The sequence below is a fragment of the Anaeromassilibacillus sp. D41t1_190614_C2 genome, assembly GCF_015558525.1.
GTDB classification, from domain to species: Bacteria; Bacillota; Clostridia; order Oscillospirales; family Acutalibacteraceae; genus Anaeromassilibacillus; species Anaeromassilibacillus stercoravium.
Window position 1 is genome coordinate 32,834 of sequence record NZ_JADMOD010000001.1, and the last position, 14,940, is coordinate 47,773.

The 14,940-nt window shown below is 56.0% G+C and carries 15 protein-coding genes; 7 read left to right on the forward strand and 8 right to left on the reverse strand.

The features are described 5' to 3' along the window. Nucleotides 1–32: 32 nt before the first annotated feature. Both I2G69_RS00150 and I2G69_RS00155 read left to right on the forward strand, forming a co-directional pair. Nucleotides 33–863 (forward strand): PHP domain-containing protein, encoded by an 831-nt coding sequence (locus tag I2G69_RS00150; RefSeq protein ID WP_087229701.1) that lies wholly within the window; start codon nucleotides 33–35, stop codon nucleotides 861–863. Nucleotides 864–889: 26 nt separating this feature from the next. Continuing rightward, nucleotides 890–1,147 carry a TIGR03905 family TSCPD domain-containing protein gene (locus tag I2G69_RS00155; RefSeq protein WP_195559995.1) on the forward strand — a complete coding sequence of 86 codons (258 nt, stop codon included), beginning with the start codon at nucleotides 890–892 and terminating at the stop codon, nucleotides 1,145–1,147. A gap of 64 nt (nucleotides 1,148–1,211) precedes the next feature. Here the strand turns inward: I2G69_RS00155 and I2G69_RS00160 are convergent, their stop codons facing one another. After that, on the reverse strand, nucleotides 1,212–1,370 hold the full coding sequence (locus I2G69_RS00160) for a hypothetical protein (RefSeq protein ID WP_172749505.1): 159 nt from the start codon (nucleotides 1,368–1,370) through the stop codon (nucleotides 1,212–1,214). Between the two features lie 197 nt (nucleotides 1,371–1,567). Between I2G69_RS00160 and I2G69_RS00165 the strand changes: the two genes are divergently transcribed. From I2G69_RS00165 to I2G69_RS00175, 3 genes are all read left to right on the forward strand, one after another. Then, nucleotides 1,568–1,936, forward strand: coding sequence for a UvrB/UvrC motif-containing protein (locus tag I2G69_RS00165; RefSeq protein WP_087229705.1), 369 nt, complete (start codon nucleotides 1,568–1,570; stop codon nucleotides 1,934–1,936). Beyond that, the gene (locus tag I2G69_RS00170; RefSeq protein ID WP_087229708.1) at nucleotides 1,929–2,951 is read left to right on the forward strand and encodes a hypothetical protein; all 1,023 of its coding nucleotides are present in this window, start codon (nucleotides 1,929–1,931) and stop codon (nucleotides 2,949–2,951) included. Before I2G69_RS00165 ends, I2G69_RS00170 begins: the two co-directional genes overlap by 8 nt. A gap of 81 nt (nucleotides 2,952–3,032) precedes the next feature. After that, nucleotides 3,033–3,680, forward strand: coding sequence for a hypothetical protein (locus I2G69_RS00175; RefSeq protein WP_087229711.1), 648 nt, complete (start codon nucleotides 3,033–3,035; stop codon nucleotides 3,678–3,680). A 153-nt stretch (nucleotides 3,681–3,833) separates the two neighbouring features. Here I2G69_RS00175 and trpS read toward each other — a convergent pair whose 3' ends face one another. Both trpS and I2G69_RS00185 read right to left on the reverse strand, forming a co-directional pair. Beyond that, nucleotides 3,834–4,841 (reverse strand): tryptophan--tRNA ligase, encoded by a 1,008-nt coding sequence (trpS, locus tag I2G69_RS00180; protein WP_191405305.1) that lies wholly within the window; start codon nucleotides 4,839–4,841, stop codon nucleotides 3,834–3,836. A gap of 14 nt (nucleotides 4,842–4,855) precedes the next feature. Beyond that, nucleotides 4,856–6,046: an aminotransferase-like domain-containing protein gene (locus tag I2G69_RS00185; RefSeq protein WP_087229717.1), complete on the reverse strand. Its 1,191-nt coding sequence runs from the start codon at nucleotides 6,044–6,046 to the stop codon at nucleotides 4,856–4,858. Nucleotides 6,047–6,395: 349 nt separating this feature from the next. Between I2G69_RS00185 and I2G69_RS00190 the strand changes: the two genes are divergently transcribed. Further along, a complete protein-coding gene (locus I2G69_RS00190) occupies nucleotides 6,396–8,807 on the forward strand; it encodes a SpoIIE family protein phosphatase (RefSeq protein WP_243254709.1) in 2,412 nt (803 codons plus the stop codon). A 74-nt stretch (nucleotides 8,808–8,881) separates the two neighbouring features. Here the strand turns inward: I2G69_RS00190 and I2G69_RS00195 are convergent, their stop codons facing one another. The 5 genes from I2G69_RS00195 to I2G69_RS00215 all read right to left on the reverse strand — a co-directional run bounded on the left by I2G69_RS00195 (nucleotide 8,882) and on the right by I2G69_RS00215 (nucleotide 14,150). Beyond that, on the reverse strand, nucleotides 8,882–9,217 hold the full coding sequence (locus tag I2G69_RS00195) for an LPS biosynthesis protein (RefSeq protein WP_087229720.1): 336 nt from the start codon (nucleotides 9,215–9,217) through the stop codon (nucleotides 8,882–8,884). A gap of 145 nt (nucleotides 9,218–9,362) precedes the next feature. Further along, nucleotides 9,363–10,022, reverse strand: a complete 660-nt coding sequence (locus I2G69_RS00200) for a TatD family nuclease-associated radical SAM protein (RefSeq protein WP_191362743.1) — start codon at nucleotides 10,020–10,022, stop codon at nucleotides 9,363–9,365. Beyond that, nucleotides 10,019–10,807, reverse strand: a complete 789-nt coding sequence (locus I2G69_RS00205; protein WP_191405304.1) for a TatD family hydrolase — start codon at nucleotides 10,805–10,807, stop codon at nucleotides 10,019–10,021. The genes I2G69_RS00200 and I2G69_RS00205 overlap by 4 nt, the downstream gene beginning before the upstream one ends. A 15-nt stretch (nucleotides 10,808–10,822) precedes the next feature. After that, nucleotides 10,823–12,754 (reverse strand): methionine--tRNA ligase, encoded by a 1,932-nt coding sequence (gene metG / locus I2G69_RS00210; protein WP_087229728.1) that lies wholly within the window; start codon nucleotides 12,752–12,754, stop codon nucleotides 10,823–10,825. Nucleotides 12,755–13,013: 259 nt separating this feature from the next. Continuing rightward, the gene (locus I2G69_RS00215; protein ID WP_087229731.1) at nucleotides 13,014–14,150 is read right to left on the reverse strand and encodes an LCP family protein; all 1,137 of its coding nucleotides are present in this window, start codon (nucleotides 14,148–14,150) and stop codon (nucleotides 13,014–13,016) included. Between the two features lie 420 nt (nucleotides 14,151–14,570). Between I2G69_RS00215 and I2G69_RS00220 the strand changes: the two genes are divergently transcribed. Continuing rightward, nucleotides 14,571–14,795 carry a heavy-metal-associated domain-containing protein gene (locus I2G69_RS00220; RefSeq protein WP_087229734.1) on the forward strand — a complete coding sequence of 75 codons (225 nt, stop codon included), beginning with the start codon at nucleotides 14,571–14,573 and terminating at the stop codon, nucleotides 14,793–14,795. Nucleotides 14,796–14,940 lie beyond the last annotated feature (145 nt).

Below are 14,940 nucleotides of genomic sequence, written 5' to 3' on the forward strand. Positions count from 1 at the left end.
AGAACCGCTGGCTGAATGGATGGGGTGATTGTGTGCCAGCAGATTTGCATTGTCATACAAAGATGTCCGACGGTTCCGTGGGGATTGACGAGCTGGTGCAGTTGGCAAAGCGATCCGGGCTTTCTGCGATCGCCGTGACGGACCACGATACCTTTTCAGGGGCGCTGCGCGCCAAGAGTTATGGGGACCGGATCGGGATGGAGGTGCTGCCGGGGGCGGAGTTTTCCTGCATGGACCCGGCGACCGGCCGGAAAGCGCATGTTTTATGTTATGGGAATGTCCGCGTGCACCGGTTAGAGGGACTTTGTAAAAAAATTGGGGACAACCGCCGGAGATCCGTGAGCGTGTCCCTGCAAAAGGTGATGCGGCTGTATCCCATTACCATGGATATGGTGGTACAGCGTGCCCATGGGAGCAGCAATATTTTTAAGCAACATATTATGCACGCATTGATTGACGCGGGCTATGCGGATTCCTTTTATGGGGCCGTCTATGAAAAATTATTCCGCCCGCGGACCGGCTTTGCCTATTGTAAGACGGAGTACCCGGATGTGCATGACGTCATCGCCCAGATTCACGATGCGGGCGGGATCGCGGTGTTGGCGCACCCGGGGATTTACGACAGCTACGACCTATTGGAGCAGCTGGCGCGCGACCATGAAATCGAGGGCGTGGAGGTCTGGCATACACGCAACCGCGAGGGCGATGCGGAGCGGTTTATGCAGATTGCCACGCAATACCATCTGATTATGACCGGGGGCACGGACTTCCATGGGATGTACAGCAAAGTGACGCATCCCTTGGGAACCTGCACCACACCGGACGATCAGCTTACCCTGCTGAAAAAATTGCGGGTGGAATAGAAGACCCATATAGGAGGAAATACAGGATGGAATATCGTTATAAGACGCGCGGCGTCTGTTCGTCGGAGATTTTGCTCGAGCTGGATGGAGACGTTGTAAAATCGGCCAAATTTACCGGCGGCTGCAATGGGAATTTGAAGGGGATTTGTTCCTTGATCGCAGGAATGAAGGTGGACGATGTCATCGCACGGTGCAAAGGCATCCAGTGCGGCTTTAAGCCGACCTCGTGCCCGGATCAATTGGCCAATGCCCTGACGCAGGCGAAAGAGCAGCAAAAAAAATGAGGGCCTGTCCCATTGGGACAGGGGGAAAAGGGGCTGCAGGTTGCAGCCCCTTTTCGCGCGGAAATTAGCAGCAGCTGTTGCCACAGCCGTTGTCGCAGCCGCAGCCACAACCGTTGTTGTTGGAGTAGCCATAGCCGTTACCGCCGCAGCAGCACAGGAGAATGATGATGAGGATGATGATCCAAGAGCATCCGCAGCCACCTAAGAAGTTGTTGTTACACATAATTGTTTGCCTCCTTTCGAATTACAGTATAGTATATTGCGGGAGGCCAAAAGGTGTTACAACCAAAATCGGCGCGGGAGGATTCTCCGATAAATATTCCTGTGTACAGATGTATATAGATGAAGAACGGGCGTGCGGAACCAGGGGGTACAACTGCACGCAAGGGATATAGACCCTGTTGATTGGAGGAATGTTTTATGACGCCACATCGTCAGGAAGAAGCAAAAAAAAGGGTACCGGCCCATGTGCGGGTTGTGGTAGACGTCCACTGCCCTGTGTGCGGCGCCTCTTTTGACGACATTGTCCGCAGCGGCCGGGCCGGCTGTGCGGAGTGTTACCACACCTTCTCCGACCGGTTAAAGCCGGTGATCGAGCGCATCCACGGGGAAGCAGTGCATCGCGGGAAGGTGCCGGGGGCAAACCTGCCGCAGCCGCGTCAAAGCAGCCAGTTGGTTGTGAAGAGGCGCGCGCTGCGGGAGGCAATCGACACACAGAATTTTGAGTACGCAGCCGCATTGCGCGATCAGATCAAGGCGTTGGAAGAAGGAGGCGGCCGCCATGCATAAGTGGTATCAGGAGGCGGGAGAGCAAAACGACGTTGTCATCAGCACGCGCGTCCGCCTGGCGCGCAGTTTGCCGGGGTATCCGTATCCGAAGCGGATGAATGCCGCCGGACGGCAGCAGGTGGAGCAGATGATCTATGAGGCGGCGACCAACGAAAACGCTGCGGTGGGGCATCAGTTCGCCTATTGGCGCATGGAGGACATCGGCCGGACCGACGGCCTTTCCTTGGCGGAACGACGCCTTGTCCAGCCGGACTTTCCTGCGGATCGCATGGGCGGGCTCCTGGTCACCCAAGACGAGAGCCTTTCCTTGTTGGTTAACGGCGAGGACCATCTGCGCATCCAGGTGTTCCGGGCCGGGATGGAGCTGGAAAGCGCCTATGCAGAGGCAGACCATTTGGACACCATCTTGGATAAAGAGTTGCACTTTGCCTTTGACCCGAAGCTCGGCTATTTGACGCAAGACCCCGCGAACTTAGGCACAGGAATGCGGGCCTCCGTATTGCTGCACCTCCCGGCGCTGCATGAAAGCGGTTCGATCGGTCGGATTGCGGCGGGATTGGCGAAGCTGGGCCTTGTGTTGGAGGAGGAACCCTTCGACCCATCCAACGAAGAGGAACAGACCTCGCGGTACCTGCTCTCCAACCGGTTGACCTTGGGGCTGAACGAGGAAGAGGCCCTGCGCAACCTCAAGAGTATTGCGCAGCAGCTTTTGGTGCAGGAGCGCACAGCGCGCCTTTCCCTGGCGGAAAAGCTGGAGATGCAGGACGCCGTAAGCCGGGCGCTTGGAGTCCTGCAAAGTGCGAAGATGTTGGGGGAGCAGGAGCTTCCAGACCTGCTGTACCGTGTACGTTTGGGAATTGCAGCTGGGCTGATTTCCGGCGTTGGTGTGGAAAAGATCGACGCCCTGCTGATGGAATTGCAGCCTGCAACCCTGACGTTGGCCTGCGGCCGGCGGTTGAGCCAATCCCAGCGGGACGGCCTGCGCGCAGAAGTGGTGCAGCGTGTCCTTGGATAAAGAGAGGACGGAATGTTTCTGCGAAGGATACCGCGTAAATGATAGAACTAGGATGTCCAGTTTTGGAAAGAAGGGGACGTTATGACACATCCATCCATTCATCAAACAGAGTTGGCCGCTGCACTGTTCGACCTAGTGGGAGGGCCTGTCCCGCACCCATATGAACAAGAGGAGGAAGCCAGGGCGCTGGCGAAACAGTTGGGAGACCGGTCCAAGGTGCTATTAAAAGTAATCGAGCTCTGCAAAACCCCCACTACACCAGAACAGCTTTATTTGACAGCGCGTGCCTATAGTTTCCTAGGGGGCCCGTATGCAGGAGAGACGGAGCGCTATGCAACTGCCTATCTGTCCACAGACGGTTGGAAGGGGCTACCGCAGCGAACTGTTGAGGAAGAAGGAATTTTGATTAATCAAGCAGCGGCAAACCGGGCCTGCATTGTGTCCGATCTTGCGGCTGCGGAGGAACATCTCGGCAAATTGGAGGCTGCAATTTCGCACTATTTGGAGGCATACCGTTTGGAACCATCTCAGGCTATGTATGCAATCAAGGCGGCAGATGGGATGGCCCAGCGGGGACGGAAAGAGGAGGCGTTGGCGTTCCTGCGGCAACAAAAGAAAAGCCGCTATTATACGCCGGTGGACCGTCCCGGCAGATGGGGCGCGGCGGGCCGCAATGCTACGTTCCAAGAATTGTTAAACGCGCATATTTTGAAATTAGAAGCCAAGTGATCTTGAGCAGTTCAAATGTAAAAAAGCGTTGGTACTACGGAGAAATCCATAGTACCAACGCTTTTTTGTTGAAAGAAACAGAGACCTCTTTTTAGCGGGGACGAGTTCCTTGCCGCCGCCCACAGTGGCTGTGGGCAGGGGGATCCATCCTTCTTAAAGAATATAACCGATCTTTTTCATCACTTTGCGCAGGGTGCGGAGGGAGATGGCCAACGCCTTTTCCGCGCTCGCACGATAACACTGTTCCAGATAATCCTTGTTTTTGCTGTAGTCGGCATAGCGCTCCTGGATGGGACGCAGATGCTCCACGACCGCTTCCCCGACAGCGGCCTTGAAATCGCCGTAGCCCTTGCCGTCGAATTCGCGTTCGATCTCGTCGAAGGAACGGCCGGTGACCGCGGAATAAATCCCCATCAGGTTGTTTACGCCGTCCTTGCCCTCGGCATAGCGCACGCAGGCGTCGCTATCCGTCACTGCGCGCTTGAATTTGCGCATGATGTCCTCCGGCTTATCCAACAGCGCAATGCAGCCGTTGGCGTTTTCGTCGGACTTGCTCATCTTCTTGGTCGGATCCTGCAGGGACATAATCCGCGCGCCGTTCTTCGGAATGTACGCATCCGGCACCACGAAGGTGGGGCTGTACAGGCCGTTGAAGCGCTCCGCAATGTTGCGGGTCAGCTCCAAATGCTGCTTCTGATCCGCACCGACCGGGACCAGGTCCGCTTGATAAAGGAGGATATCCGCAGCCATCAGCGCCGGATAGGTGAACAGGCCCGCATTGATGTTGTCCGCGTGTTTGGCGGATTTATCCTTAAACTGCGTCATGCGGGAGAGCTCGCCAAACTGGGTGTAACAGTTCAGAATCCACGCCAATTCCGCATGCGTATGGACATGGCTCTGCATGAAGAACAGGCTCTTGTTTACGTCGATCCCGCAGGCCAGTAACAGGGCGTAGGCCTCCAGGATGTTGCGGCGGAATTTTGCCGGCTCCTGCCGCACGGTGATGGTGTGCAGGTCCGCCAGGGCAAAGATACAGTCGAAGTCGTCCTGCAAAGCGACCCAGTTTTTCAGCGCGCCGAGGTAGTTGCCCAGGGTGATGGTGCCGCTGGGCTGGATCGCGCTGAATATGACCTTTTTGCGTTCGGCCGTTTGATTTTCCATGGGAAGCACCCTCCTTACAGGACGTCCTTGGCCAGCTGGCCGAGGAGTTCAATGCCTCGGACAAGCTGCTCGTCGGTCGGCGTGGAATAGTTGATGCGGAAGCTCTGGCAGGGTTCGCTCTCGTCGGTCAGGAACGCATTGCCCGGGACGACGCAGACCTTGCGCAAAACCGCTTCCTTGCAGAACGCGGGCATATCGACCCCGTCCGGCAGCGTGCACCACATGAAGAGGCCGCCCTCAAACGGATTGTAGGTGATTTTATTCGGGACGAGGCACTCGTCCAGCTTGCGCAGCGCCAGTGCAGATTTCACACGGTAAAGCTCGCGCAGGTGGGCAAGGTGCGCCTCATAGTCGTATTTGGTCATGAATTCATGGCAGATGATCTGGCTCCACATATTGGTGTGGACGTCCGCACCCTGCTTGCAGACCACCAGCTTTTGCAGGAGCGGTTTCGGCGCAATGGCGTATCCGACACGCATGCCGGGGGAGATCACCTTACTGAAGGTGCCCACATAGATCACAATGCCGTCCTCGTCCATGGACTTGATGCACGGGATGTACTCGCCCTTGATGCGGATGTCGCCATAGGGGTTGTCCTCCAGGATCATCACGCCGTACTGCTTTGCCAATGCATAGAGCTGTTTGCGCTTCTCCAGGCTCATGGTGATACCCGAGGGGTTCTGGAAGTTCGGGATGGTATAGATGAATTTGGCGCGGGGCTCCTCTTTGAGGGCGCGTTCCAGCTCGTTCATATCCATGCCGTCGCTCTCCATGGGAACGCCGCGCAAACGGGCGTTGTAGGAGCGGAAGGTATTCAGGGAGCCGATGAAGCTCGGGGCCTCGCAGATCACCACATCCCCCTCGTTGCACAGGGATTTTGTGGTGAGGTCCATCACCTGCTGCGCGCCGGAGGTGATGAGGATGTCGTCAAAGTCGCGGCCAACCTGGTGCTTTTCTTTCATATAAGCGGTCAGGTGTTGGCGCAACGGGAGGTATCCCTCGGTCAATCCATACTGCAACACGTCCACCGGGCGCTCCGCCATGATGCGGGCGGAGATTTCAGCAACCTCTTTGACGGGGAACGCTTCCGGGGCGGGGTTGCCGGCAGAGAGGGAAACCACGGTCGGGTCCGCCGCATACTTAAAGATTTCGCGAATCGCAGACGGCTTGAGGGTCTGCACGCGGTCGGAAATTTTGTATTCCATGACGCAAGTTCCTTTCGTTTAATAAATTCATATTCAGTTTACCACATTTTGCGCATAACGTCCAGCGTGGGCGGGGCATAGGCGTTGAAAGATGCTCGAAAGGGGGCCGAAACGTGCGAAAAGAGGGGAAGATTTGGAAATGGTTTTGTTTCTGGAGGATAGCTTGCAGGAGGAAGGCGGCTTGCATCAGGGAAACTGCGACCGGAGCTTCCAAAATATTACACGAAGTTATGACAAAACTTTCCATATACTTATTGTATAATGTTCCCGTAAACCCTTTTCGATGCCTGGATGCATGTTCGCTCTAAAAGGTGGACAAGCACGAAATCATAGAAGGAGAGCGATGGGAATGGCAAAGGAAAAAGTAGCAGCGCAGGTCCCGGAGGGACAGGCCCCGCCAATCTCCAACCGGCGTGTGGACTTGGAAAACTGGCTGGCGGCCCTTTTGCCGGGGATGCGGGCCGTTGCACGGCAGGCGGTGTTCTTTGTTGTAGGGTTGCTGTGCGCGCGCGGTCTGGTGTTTGGAAAATATGCCCCCTTTGGCGTGGCAGCGGTGGCCGCCATGCCGTACCATTCCATGTGGAGCACCGTGTTGGGATGCGCGGTTGGGTATCTTTTGCCGTCGCAGGTATCGGTGCCCGTCCATTACATTGCGGCCATTCTCGCCGCCGCCGGCATCCGTTGGACGATGAACGACCTGGTGCGCGTGCGCCAGCATCCTGCCTTTGCCCCCATGACAGCCTTTTTGCCCATGCTCTGCACCGGGATGGCGTTGGCGTTTGTAAATGGATCCACGCCCTCGGGGACGGCGATGTATGTGGCGGAATCGCTTCTGGCGGGCGGCGCAGCCTACTTTTTTGCGCATGCGGGCACAGCGCTTGGTTCCCGCCGGGGCGCCTCGGGGCTGAGTGGGCAGGAGATTGCATGCACGCTCCTATCCCTGGGAATCCTGCTGCTGGCCTTTGCCGATCTGACCATCGGCAGCATCTCACTGGGGCATATTGCGGCCGTATTGGGGATTTTGTTCGCCGCACGCTATGGGGGCGTAGCGGGCGGGGGCATCGCCGGAATCGCAGCGGGGACCCTGTTCAGCCTGGGGACGACAGGGCTGAATTATGTCTCCGGCGCATATGCGCTGGGAGGGCTGATGGCGGGCGTGTTTTCCCCCGTCGGGCGGCTGGCCTCGGCTGCGGCATTTGTTGTGGCGAACGGTGTCGCGTCGCTCCAGGTGGGAAACCAGGCTGCCGTGATCAGCGGGCTATATGAAGTCATGGCGGCGTCTGTCCTCTATATCGCGCTCCCCAAGGGAATGGGAAGCAAACTGGTGGGGCTGTTCTCCAGCGGGGACGACCATTCCCGGTCGGACGGCCTGCGCCGTTCCGTCATCATGAAGCTGGACTATGCGGCAAAGGCATTGGGCGGCGTGTCCGAGTCGGTGGAGGAGGTCAGCCGGAAGCTTGGCGCAGCGTGTGCACCGGACATCAACGGCGTGTATAAAAAGGCGATCGACGAAGTGTGCATGGGATGTGGGCTCAAGATTTACTGCTGGGAGCGCAATTATGGCGACAGCATGAACGCCTTTAACGACTTGACGGCCCGCCTGCGCACGCGCGGGCGGATCGACCGCACAGATTTCAGCCCGCATTTTGCAACGCATTGCAGCCGTTTAAACGATATGGTGGAATGCGTGAACCGGAATTACGAGGCGTTTACTGTGCGCCAGGCGGCGGAGGGCCGCATCGCGCAGGTGCGCAATATGGTGGCCAATCAGTTTACAACCACCAGCCGGATGCTGGAGGACATGGCCAGCGAAATGGAGCTCTTTGAACGCTTTGATTTCGCCGCTGCGCAGCAGGTTTCAGAGGTCCTGCGGGCCGCCGGTGTGACACCCATCGAGGTGAGCTGCCGGGTGGATCAATTCAACCGCATGTCGATTGAGATTGAGGCCATGCAGGTGGAGCGGATGCGTCTGAACCGCGGCGCGGTGGTGAAGGAGATTTCCCGCGCGTGTGGCCGGCTGTTTGAGACGCCCTGTATCAGCACGGCGCAGGGGAAATGCCGGGTGCAGATGAGCGAGCGTCCGGTGTACCGTGTACAGACCGGATGTTACCAGCATGTGTGCGGGGACGGTCAGCTCTGCGGGGATAGTTACGCATGCTTCAACGACGGCAGCGGCCGTCAAGTGGCGATTATCAGCGATGGGATGGGATCGGGCGGACGGGCTGCGGTGGATGGCGCGATGGCGAGCGGCATCTTCTCGCAGCTCGTAAAGGCCGGCATCGGATTTGATACCGCATTAAAAATCGTCAATTCCGCTTTGGTGGTTAAAAGCGGGGACGAGTCCCTTGCGACGATCGATGTGGCGGTCTTGGATCTGTTCAGCGGATGCGTCGAGCTGCGCAAGGCGGGCGCGCCGGTTACGATCCTGCGGCAGGATGGACAAGCCAAACGCATCGACGCCCCTTCGCTGCCGGTCGGCATTTTAAACGACGCCCATTTTGCAAAGGCGGACGTGGTGCTCAGGGACGGCGACCTGGTGGTCCTGCTGAGCGACGGCGCGCTCGCCGCCGGGGACGATTGGCTGTGCGAGACGGTGGAACAGTGGCAGGGCCTTTCGCCGCAGGATCTCGCGGAGGAACTGGTGGCGGAAGCGGTGGCAAGGCGTTCGGACGGCCACGACGACGATGTGACAGTCCTGGTGCTGCGCATGACCACACCCCAGCCAATCCCCAAGGACGAGGACGAAGAAAAGGCCGGGTAAAAAGATTTAAATAGAGAAAAAGAGCTGTAGGGAACCTTTCCTACAGCTCTTTTTAAAACCCATCCGCATGGAGTTTATTCTTGAAATTCTTTGCGCAAAACCTCATGGGGCGGCTCGATTTCCTTTGCAATCGTGTGTTCCGTCAATTCGGACAGCAGTTTGATCTTTTGATTGAGAATCGGCCGCATACAATTGGGGACATGCTCCTGGTGTGCCCGGTGGATGGCCACACATTCTTTGCAATTCCCATGGTAGCGGCAGGCCTTCTGGCAAGGACAATGGTCTTTGTCTTTGTATTCCTCCCGGAATTCCGCCGCAAATTCTTCCTGCAATTTTAAGCCCTCTTGCCGGTTGCCCTTGTGAAATTCAGCCATAGCGTCCAATTCTTTTTGATTTCCCTCGATTTTCATCTTGTCATCCCCTTTTGCAAATATAAATCGGCGCCCTAAGATCAAACTTGTTTCAGAACCGCAGGACGGTTGTCCCTTGAAAAGAGGCGCTCTCTTTTGGAAAGGACACGCGCATCTTGAGGAAAAGGAGTTCCAGAGAAGCATTTTAAGAAATCTGTGGATCGGGCTTCTTTGCTTCCTCCTCATAGGTGGTGATATAGCGCCGCACACGGAAATGCGCCCCTGTCTGCTTGCAGAGCGCTTCACAGGCGGCAAGTTCCTCCTTGGGGGTTCCATTGTCCACCACAGTCATATCGACCTCCGGCACATACTGTACCACGTCTTTTGTGAAGGTTAAGATGGCGGGCAAGGCATCCAGACCGTATTTGGGATGGCAAAGCTCTACGTATTTCTCCGGGGTGGAAGCATTCAGGCTGACCGAAACGGCGTCCACCAAGCCTTGGAAGGACTTTGCCGTACTCCGGCCGTTGATGAGGTCGGACAGGCCGTTGGTATTGACCCGGATGGGGATGTCCCGGATGCCGCGGACTTTATTGCAAACCCAAAGAAGGTCGTCGAGGCGGCAGGTCGGTTCGCCGTAGCCGCAAAAGACCAGTTCGCGGTATTGGCTGAGATCGTGCTGGGCAAGAGCGGCCATGATCTCCGTCTGTGTCGGTTCGCGCTCCAGCCATAAGTTGTCCCCGGTTCCGACGCTTTTGCTGTGGGTGCGGATGCAGAAGTCGCAGGCGCACGGGCAGCGGTTTGTGATGTTTAAATATAGGGTGTGCCCCAATACATAGGCGATATTGTCATAGAAATCGCTCATACGGAAGCCTCCTCCAAAGGAATTCCAAACAGGCGTGACGCATTCTGCTGCGTTGCTTTGAGCAGCTCTTCCACGGGCAACTGGCGGATCTCCGCAATGCGTTCCGCAGTTTTGGCGATCATGGAGGAGTCGCAGCGCTTTCCGCGGTAGGGGACGGGCGCCATATAGGGCGCGTCGGTCTCCAGCAGAAGGTGGTCCAGCGGGACCGCCGCGGCGACCTCCACCGGCACGCGCGCGTTTTTGAACGTGACCGCGCCGCCCAGCCCGATGTACATCCCCAGGCGGACCACTTCGCGCATCATCTCCACGCTGCCGGAAAAGCAATGGACAACCCCCTTGGGACGGTATTTGCACAGCAATTCCATCGTGTCCCCGTGTGCGTCGCGGTCGTGGACAATGACGGGAAACCCTCTGCGGTTGGCGAGTGCGAGCTGCTTGGCAAACCATTCCCGCTGGACCTCGCGGGGCGCGTTGTCTTCAAAGTGATAATCCAAGCCGATCTCACCGACTGCGACGACCTTGGGCGCGTCCAAAAGGGTTTCCACTTCGTTCAATGCCTCGTCAGGGGTGTCGTTTACACATTCAGGGTGGATTCCCACCCCTGCATAGATATAGGGATATGCTGCCGCCAACGCCACGGCGTCGCGGCAGCCCTGCAAATCCGCGCCCACGTTGACAATCCGGCATATACCCTGCGCGGGGAGATTCCGAAGAATCTCCCCGCGGTCTTGGTCAAATGCCTCGTCGTCGTAATGTGCGTGTGAATCAAAAATCAGACGTTCCATACATAGAATTCCTCATCAATGGATGCGGGAGCCGGCCGGGACGCCATCCACAAAGATCACCCGGACGCTGTCCTCGCTCTCGTCCGCGGCCAAGATCATGCCCTGGCTTTCCACGCCGCAGAGCGTAGCCGGCTTGAGGTTTGCCACCAAAATCACGCTGCGTCCGATCAGATCCTCCGGCTTGTACCAGGCGGCAATGCCGGAAGCGACCACGCGCTCCCCTTCGCCGTCGTCCAGTGTGAGCTTCAGGAGCTTCTTTGCGCGTTTGATCGGCTCGCAAGCCTTGACCTTTGCCACGCGCAGCTCCACTTTCTCGAATGTGTCGATCCCAATTTGTGCTAAGCCCTCAATGTGCTTTTTCTCGGGCTCTGCGCGATTGGGGAGTAGTTTGTTCAACTCTTCGATTTCCTTCTCCACGTCGATGCGCGGGAACAGGGTCTCCCCTTTGGTGACCACGGCGGTCGGCGGGAGCAAGCCCCACTTGGAGGAGGACTCGTAGGTGAGAACTTCCGGAATAGCGCCGATCTGCTGCTGAATCTTCGGAGCGGTTTCCGGCATGAACGGAGCGATCAAAATCGAAATGATACGCAGCGTTTCACAGAGGTTGTACAAGACGGTCGCCAGGCGCGCGCGCTTCGTAGCGTCCTTGCCCAAAGCCCACGGCATGGTTTCGTCGATGTATTTATTGGCGCGGGCGATCAGCTTCCAGATCTCACCCAGCGCGTTGGAGAATTGATACTTGTCGATCGCGGCGTCGCATTTGCCGCGCAGCATGGAAGCCAGCGTGATCAGCTCGCCGTCCGGCGCCGCAGCGCAGCGCTCGCGGGGAAGCGCGCCGCCGAAGTATTTTTCCACCATCGCCGTGGTGCGGGAGAGCAGGTTGCCCAGGTCGTTCGCCAAGTCGGAATTGATGCGGTTGATGAGCGCCTCATTGGTAAAGACGCCGTCCGCGCCAAAGGGGATTTCACGCAAGAGGAAGTACCGGATGGCGTCGACGCCGTACCGCTCGCACAGGATGAGCGGGTCCACCACATTGCCCTTGGACTTACTCATCTTGGTGCCGTCGCCAAACAGCAGCCAGCCGTGGCCGTAAACCTGCTTTGGCAGGGGTAGATCCAATGCCATCAGCATGGCGGGCCAAATGATGGTGTGGAAACGCACGATCTCCTTGCCGACAAAATGGACGTCGGCCGGCCAAAACTTGCGGTACATCAAGTCGTTGCCGGAGCTATAACCTAATGCCGTGATATAGTTGGTCAGCGCGTCCAACCAGACATAGATCACATGATCCGGGTCAAAGTCCACGGGGATACCCCAGGAAAAGCTGGTGCGCGTGACGCACAGGTCATCCAAGCCTTGTTTGATGAAATTGATCATCTCATTCTTGCGGCTTTCCGGCTGGATGAATTCCGGGCGTTCCTCATAGAGCTTCAGGAGACGGTCGCCGTATTTGGAAAGACGGAAGAAATAGGCCTCTTCCTCCGCCCATTTGACCTCGCGGCCGCAGTCCGGGCACTTGCCATCCTTGAGCTGAGTCTCCGTCCAGAAGGATTCGCAGGGGGTGCAATACCAGCCTTCGTATTTGCCCTTATAAATTTCCCCTTTTTCATAGAGGGCACGGAAAATTTTCTGGACCGCGCGCATATGATATTCATCCGTCGTGCGGATGAAGCGGTCGTTGCTGATGTTGAGAAGTTTCCAGAGGCTCTGGAAGCCTGCGACGATCTTATCCACATATTCTTTTGGGGTAACGCCTGCTTCCGCAGCCTTTAATTCGATCTTCTGGCCATGCTCGTCCGTTCCGGTCAAAAACATCACGTCATATCCCTGAAGACGCTTATAGCGGGCAATGGCGTCGCTCGCCACGGTGCAATAGCTGTGGCCGATATGCGCCTTACCGGATGGATAGTAAATTGGCGTGGTGATATAAAACGTTTTTCTCTCCATGTCATTTCGCTCCTACTGTTCAGTCTACACATTTCCCGCGCGATGACCATATCGGCCGGGAAAATATGCAAAAACATTCTCCATATAGAGGTTGCCTTGCATGATATAACATCCATATTATACTCATTTTAACGAGGGTTTTCAATCGCATAAAGAAATACAGGTCGAATGTGAAAGATTTTAACGGCAATTCACAAAAAAATACGCTTCGAGGGGACTTGCCTTTCTCGAAGCGTATTTTCGATAAGCGGAGGAAAGATTACAATCCGGCATTATCCGTGCCACTAGTACCATAGAGGAATTCCCGCAGCAGGCGGCAGTTTTCCGGAAGGTCGGGCACAAGCACCATGCCGCTGCCTTGGATCGTCTGATCCTCATAGGCGTTTGGATTGGGGACGGCCATGGTTTCCATCTCATAATTCATAATGGATGGGGCCATCGCAGCCAAGGCGAGCAGATCCCCGTCGCTGAGGTTGGTTTCTACATAGGGCAGGTAGTCATACATCAATTTGCTGAATTCCACAGGGTTGAGTTCCTTCATGCGGGCAATCATCGCTTCGACAACCTGGCGTTGGCGGCCAGTGCGCCCAAAATCGCTGTCGGTTGCACGGATGCGGGCGTAGTACAGGGCGAGGCGGCCATCCAGGTGGTTGACGCCTTCGTGCAAATTGCTGCCCATATTCCGGTTTTCCTCGGCTGCGACTTCGGCCGACATATCGATATCGATGCCGCCCATCTTATCGATAATCGCTTCGAAATTTTCAAAATTTACCGAGACATACTTGTCGATATTCACACGGAAGTTGTTTTCAATGGTCTGCATGGTTAAAGCTGGGCCGCCGTTGGCATAGGCGGCGTTCAGTTTGGTCTTTCCGACGGTTGGGATTTCGAGATAGAGGTCGCGCAGGAAGGAGACCAGACGGAGCTTTTTGGTCCCGTTGTCGATGGAAACCAACATCGTGGTGTCGGAACGGTGGCTGTTCCCATCGTCCCCATTGTCCGCGCCGATCAATAGAATATTGGTGACCCCATCTTTGGAAATCACATCCCATGTGGGGGCGGCTTCGGGCTGTTCCACATATTGGGATGTGTCCACCCCTGGACGGTTGAGACGGCTCACCATCACGCCGGCATACGCGACGACCCCCAGCACAAGCACAAGCGCTACAGAAAAAACTGTGGCAAGGACCCGGTGCCCTCCACGCTTCTTTTTGCGCCGGCGGTCCGCTTTCCGGCTTTTGGCGCTCTTGACAGCGGCCCGCTTATTGCTGCTGGAATAAATATCGCGGTCAACGTAATTGTACCGGTCGATTTCTCCTCGATACTGCCGGGGCCCTTTGCTGCTGGAATAAATATCGCGTGAACCGGATCGCGTATACGTATTTCGTTTGTCCATTTTGTCACTCCTCATCCAATTAACACGGCTTGTCCTTATCAATAAGAATACAAATCAAAAGGGCCCAATTTGGCATCCTCGCTCTATTCTATTGCATTCGGCATGGCATGTCAATCATTTCTGGGCGGGTGGAATTTCTTTCCTTGGACAGGTCTTGCTTTTTTACAGGCATTTTAACTTAGAATTCAGAATATCGTAACAAATTTTGAAAGAACAACGGGTATAATAAAATGCTATAGCAACTCATTATCATGGAACAGGAGGAAAACGCCATGCGGACAACGGGGAAGAAAAAAAGCCGCGCAGATACGCGGAAGCTTTTCATTCGGATTGTGGCATTGGGATGCGCACTGTTGATTGCAGGTTCCGCCTTATTGATGGCGTTCCTGTGAGATTGCAGAAGGAAAAGGAGGGTTTGTAATGGTAGGAAAAGCGACAAAGGAAGCCACGCTGTCGGTCCTTGGGATGAAGTGTGAGCATTGCGCGGCCAACTTGGAGAATGCGCTTTTGAAGGCGGATGGGATCGAAAAGGCAAAGGTGAGTTTTGCAACAAAAACCGCCCAGGTTGCCTATGACGAGTCGAAAATCGACCTGTCCGGCATTTCCAACGTGGTCAGCGACGCCGGTTATCAGGTCGGCGATTGATAGAGGCAAACAGATTCAAATTTGAAAGATCCCGCTGGAAGGAATGTCCGGCGGGATCTTTTTTCGTTTATCGTTTTCTCTTTTTGTCCGACTATACTCCGGTAGATTTCGAAAATTCCTTTGGCTTTTACACTGGCGCTTAAAA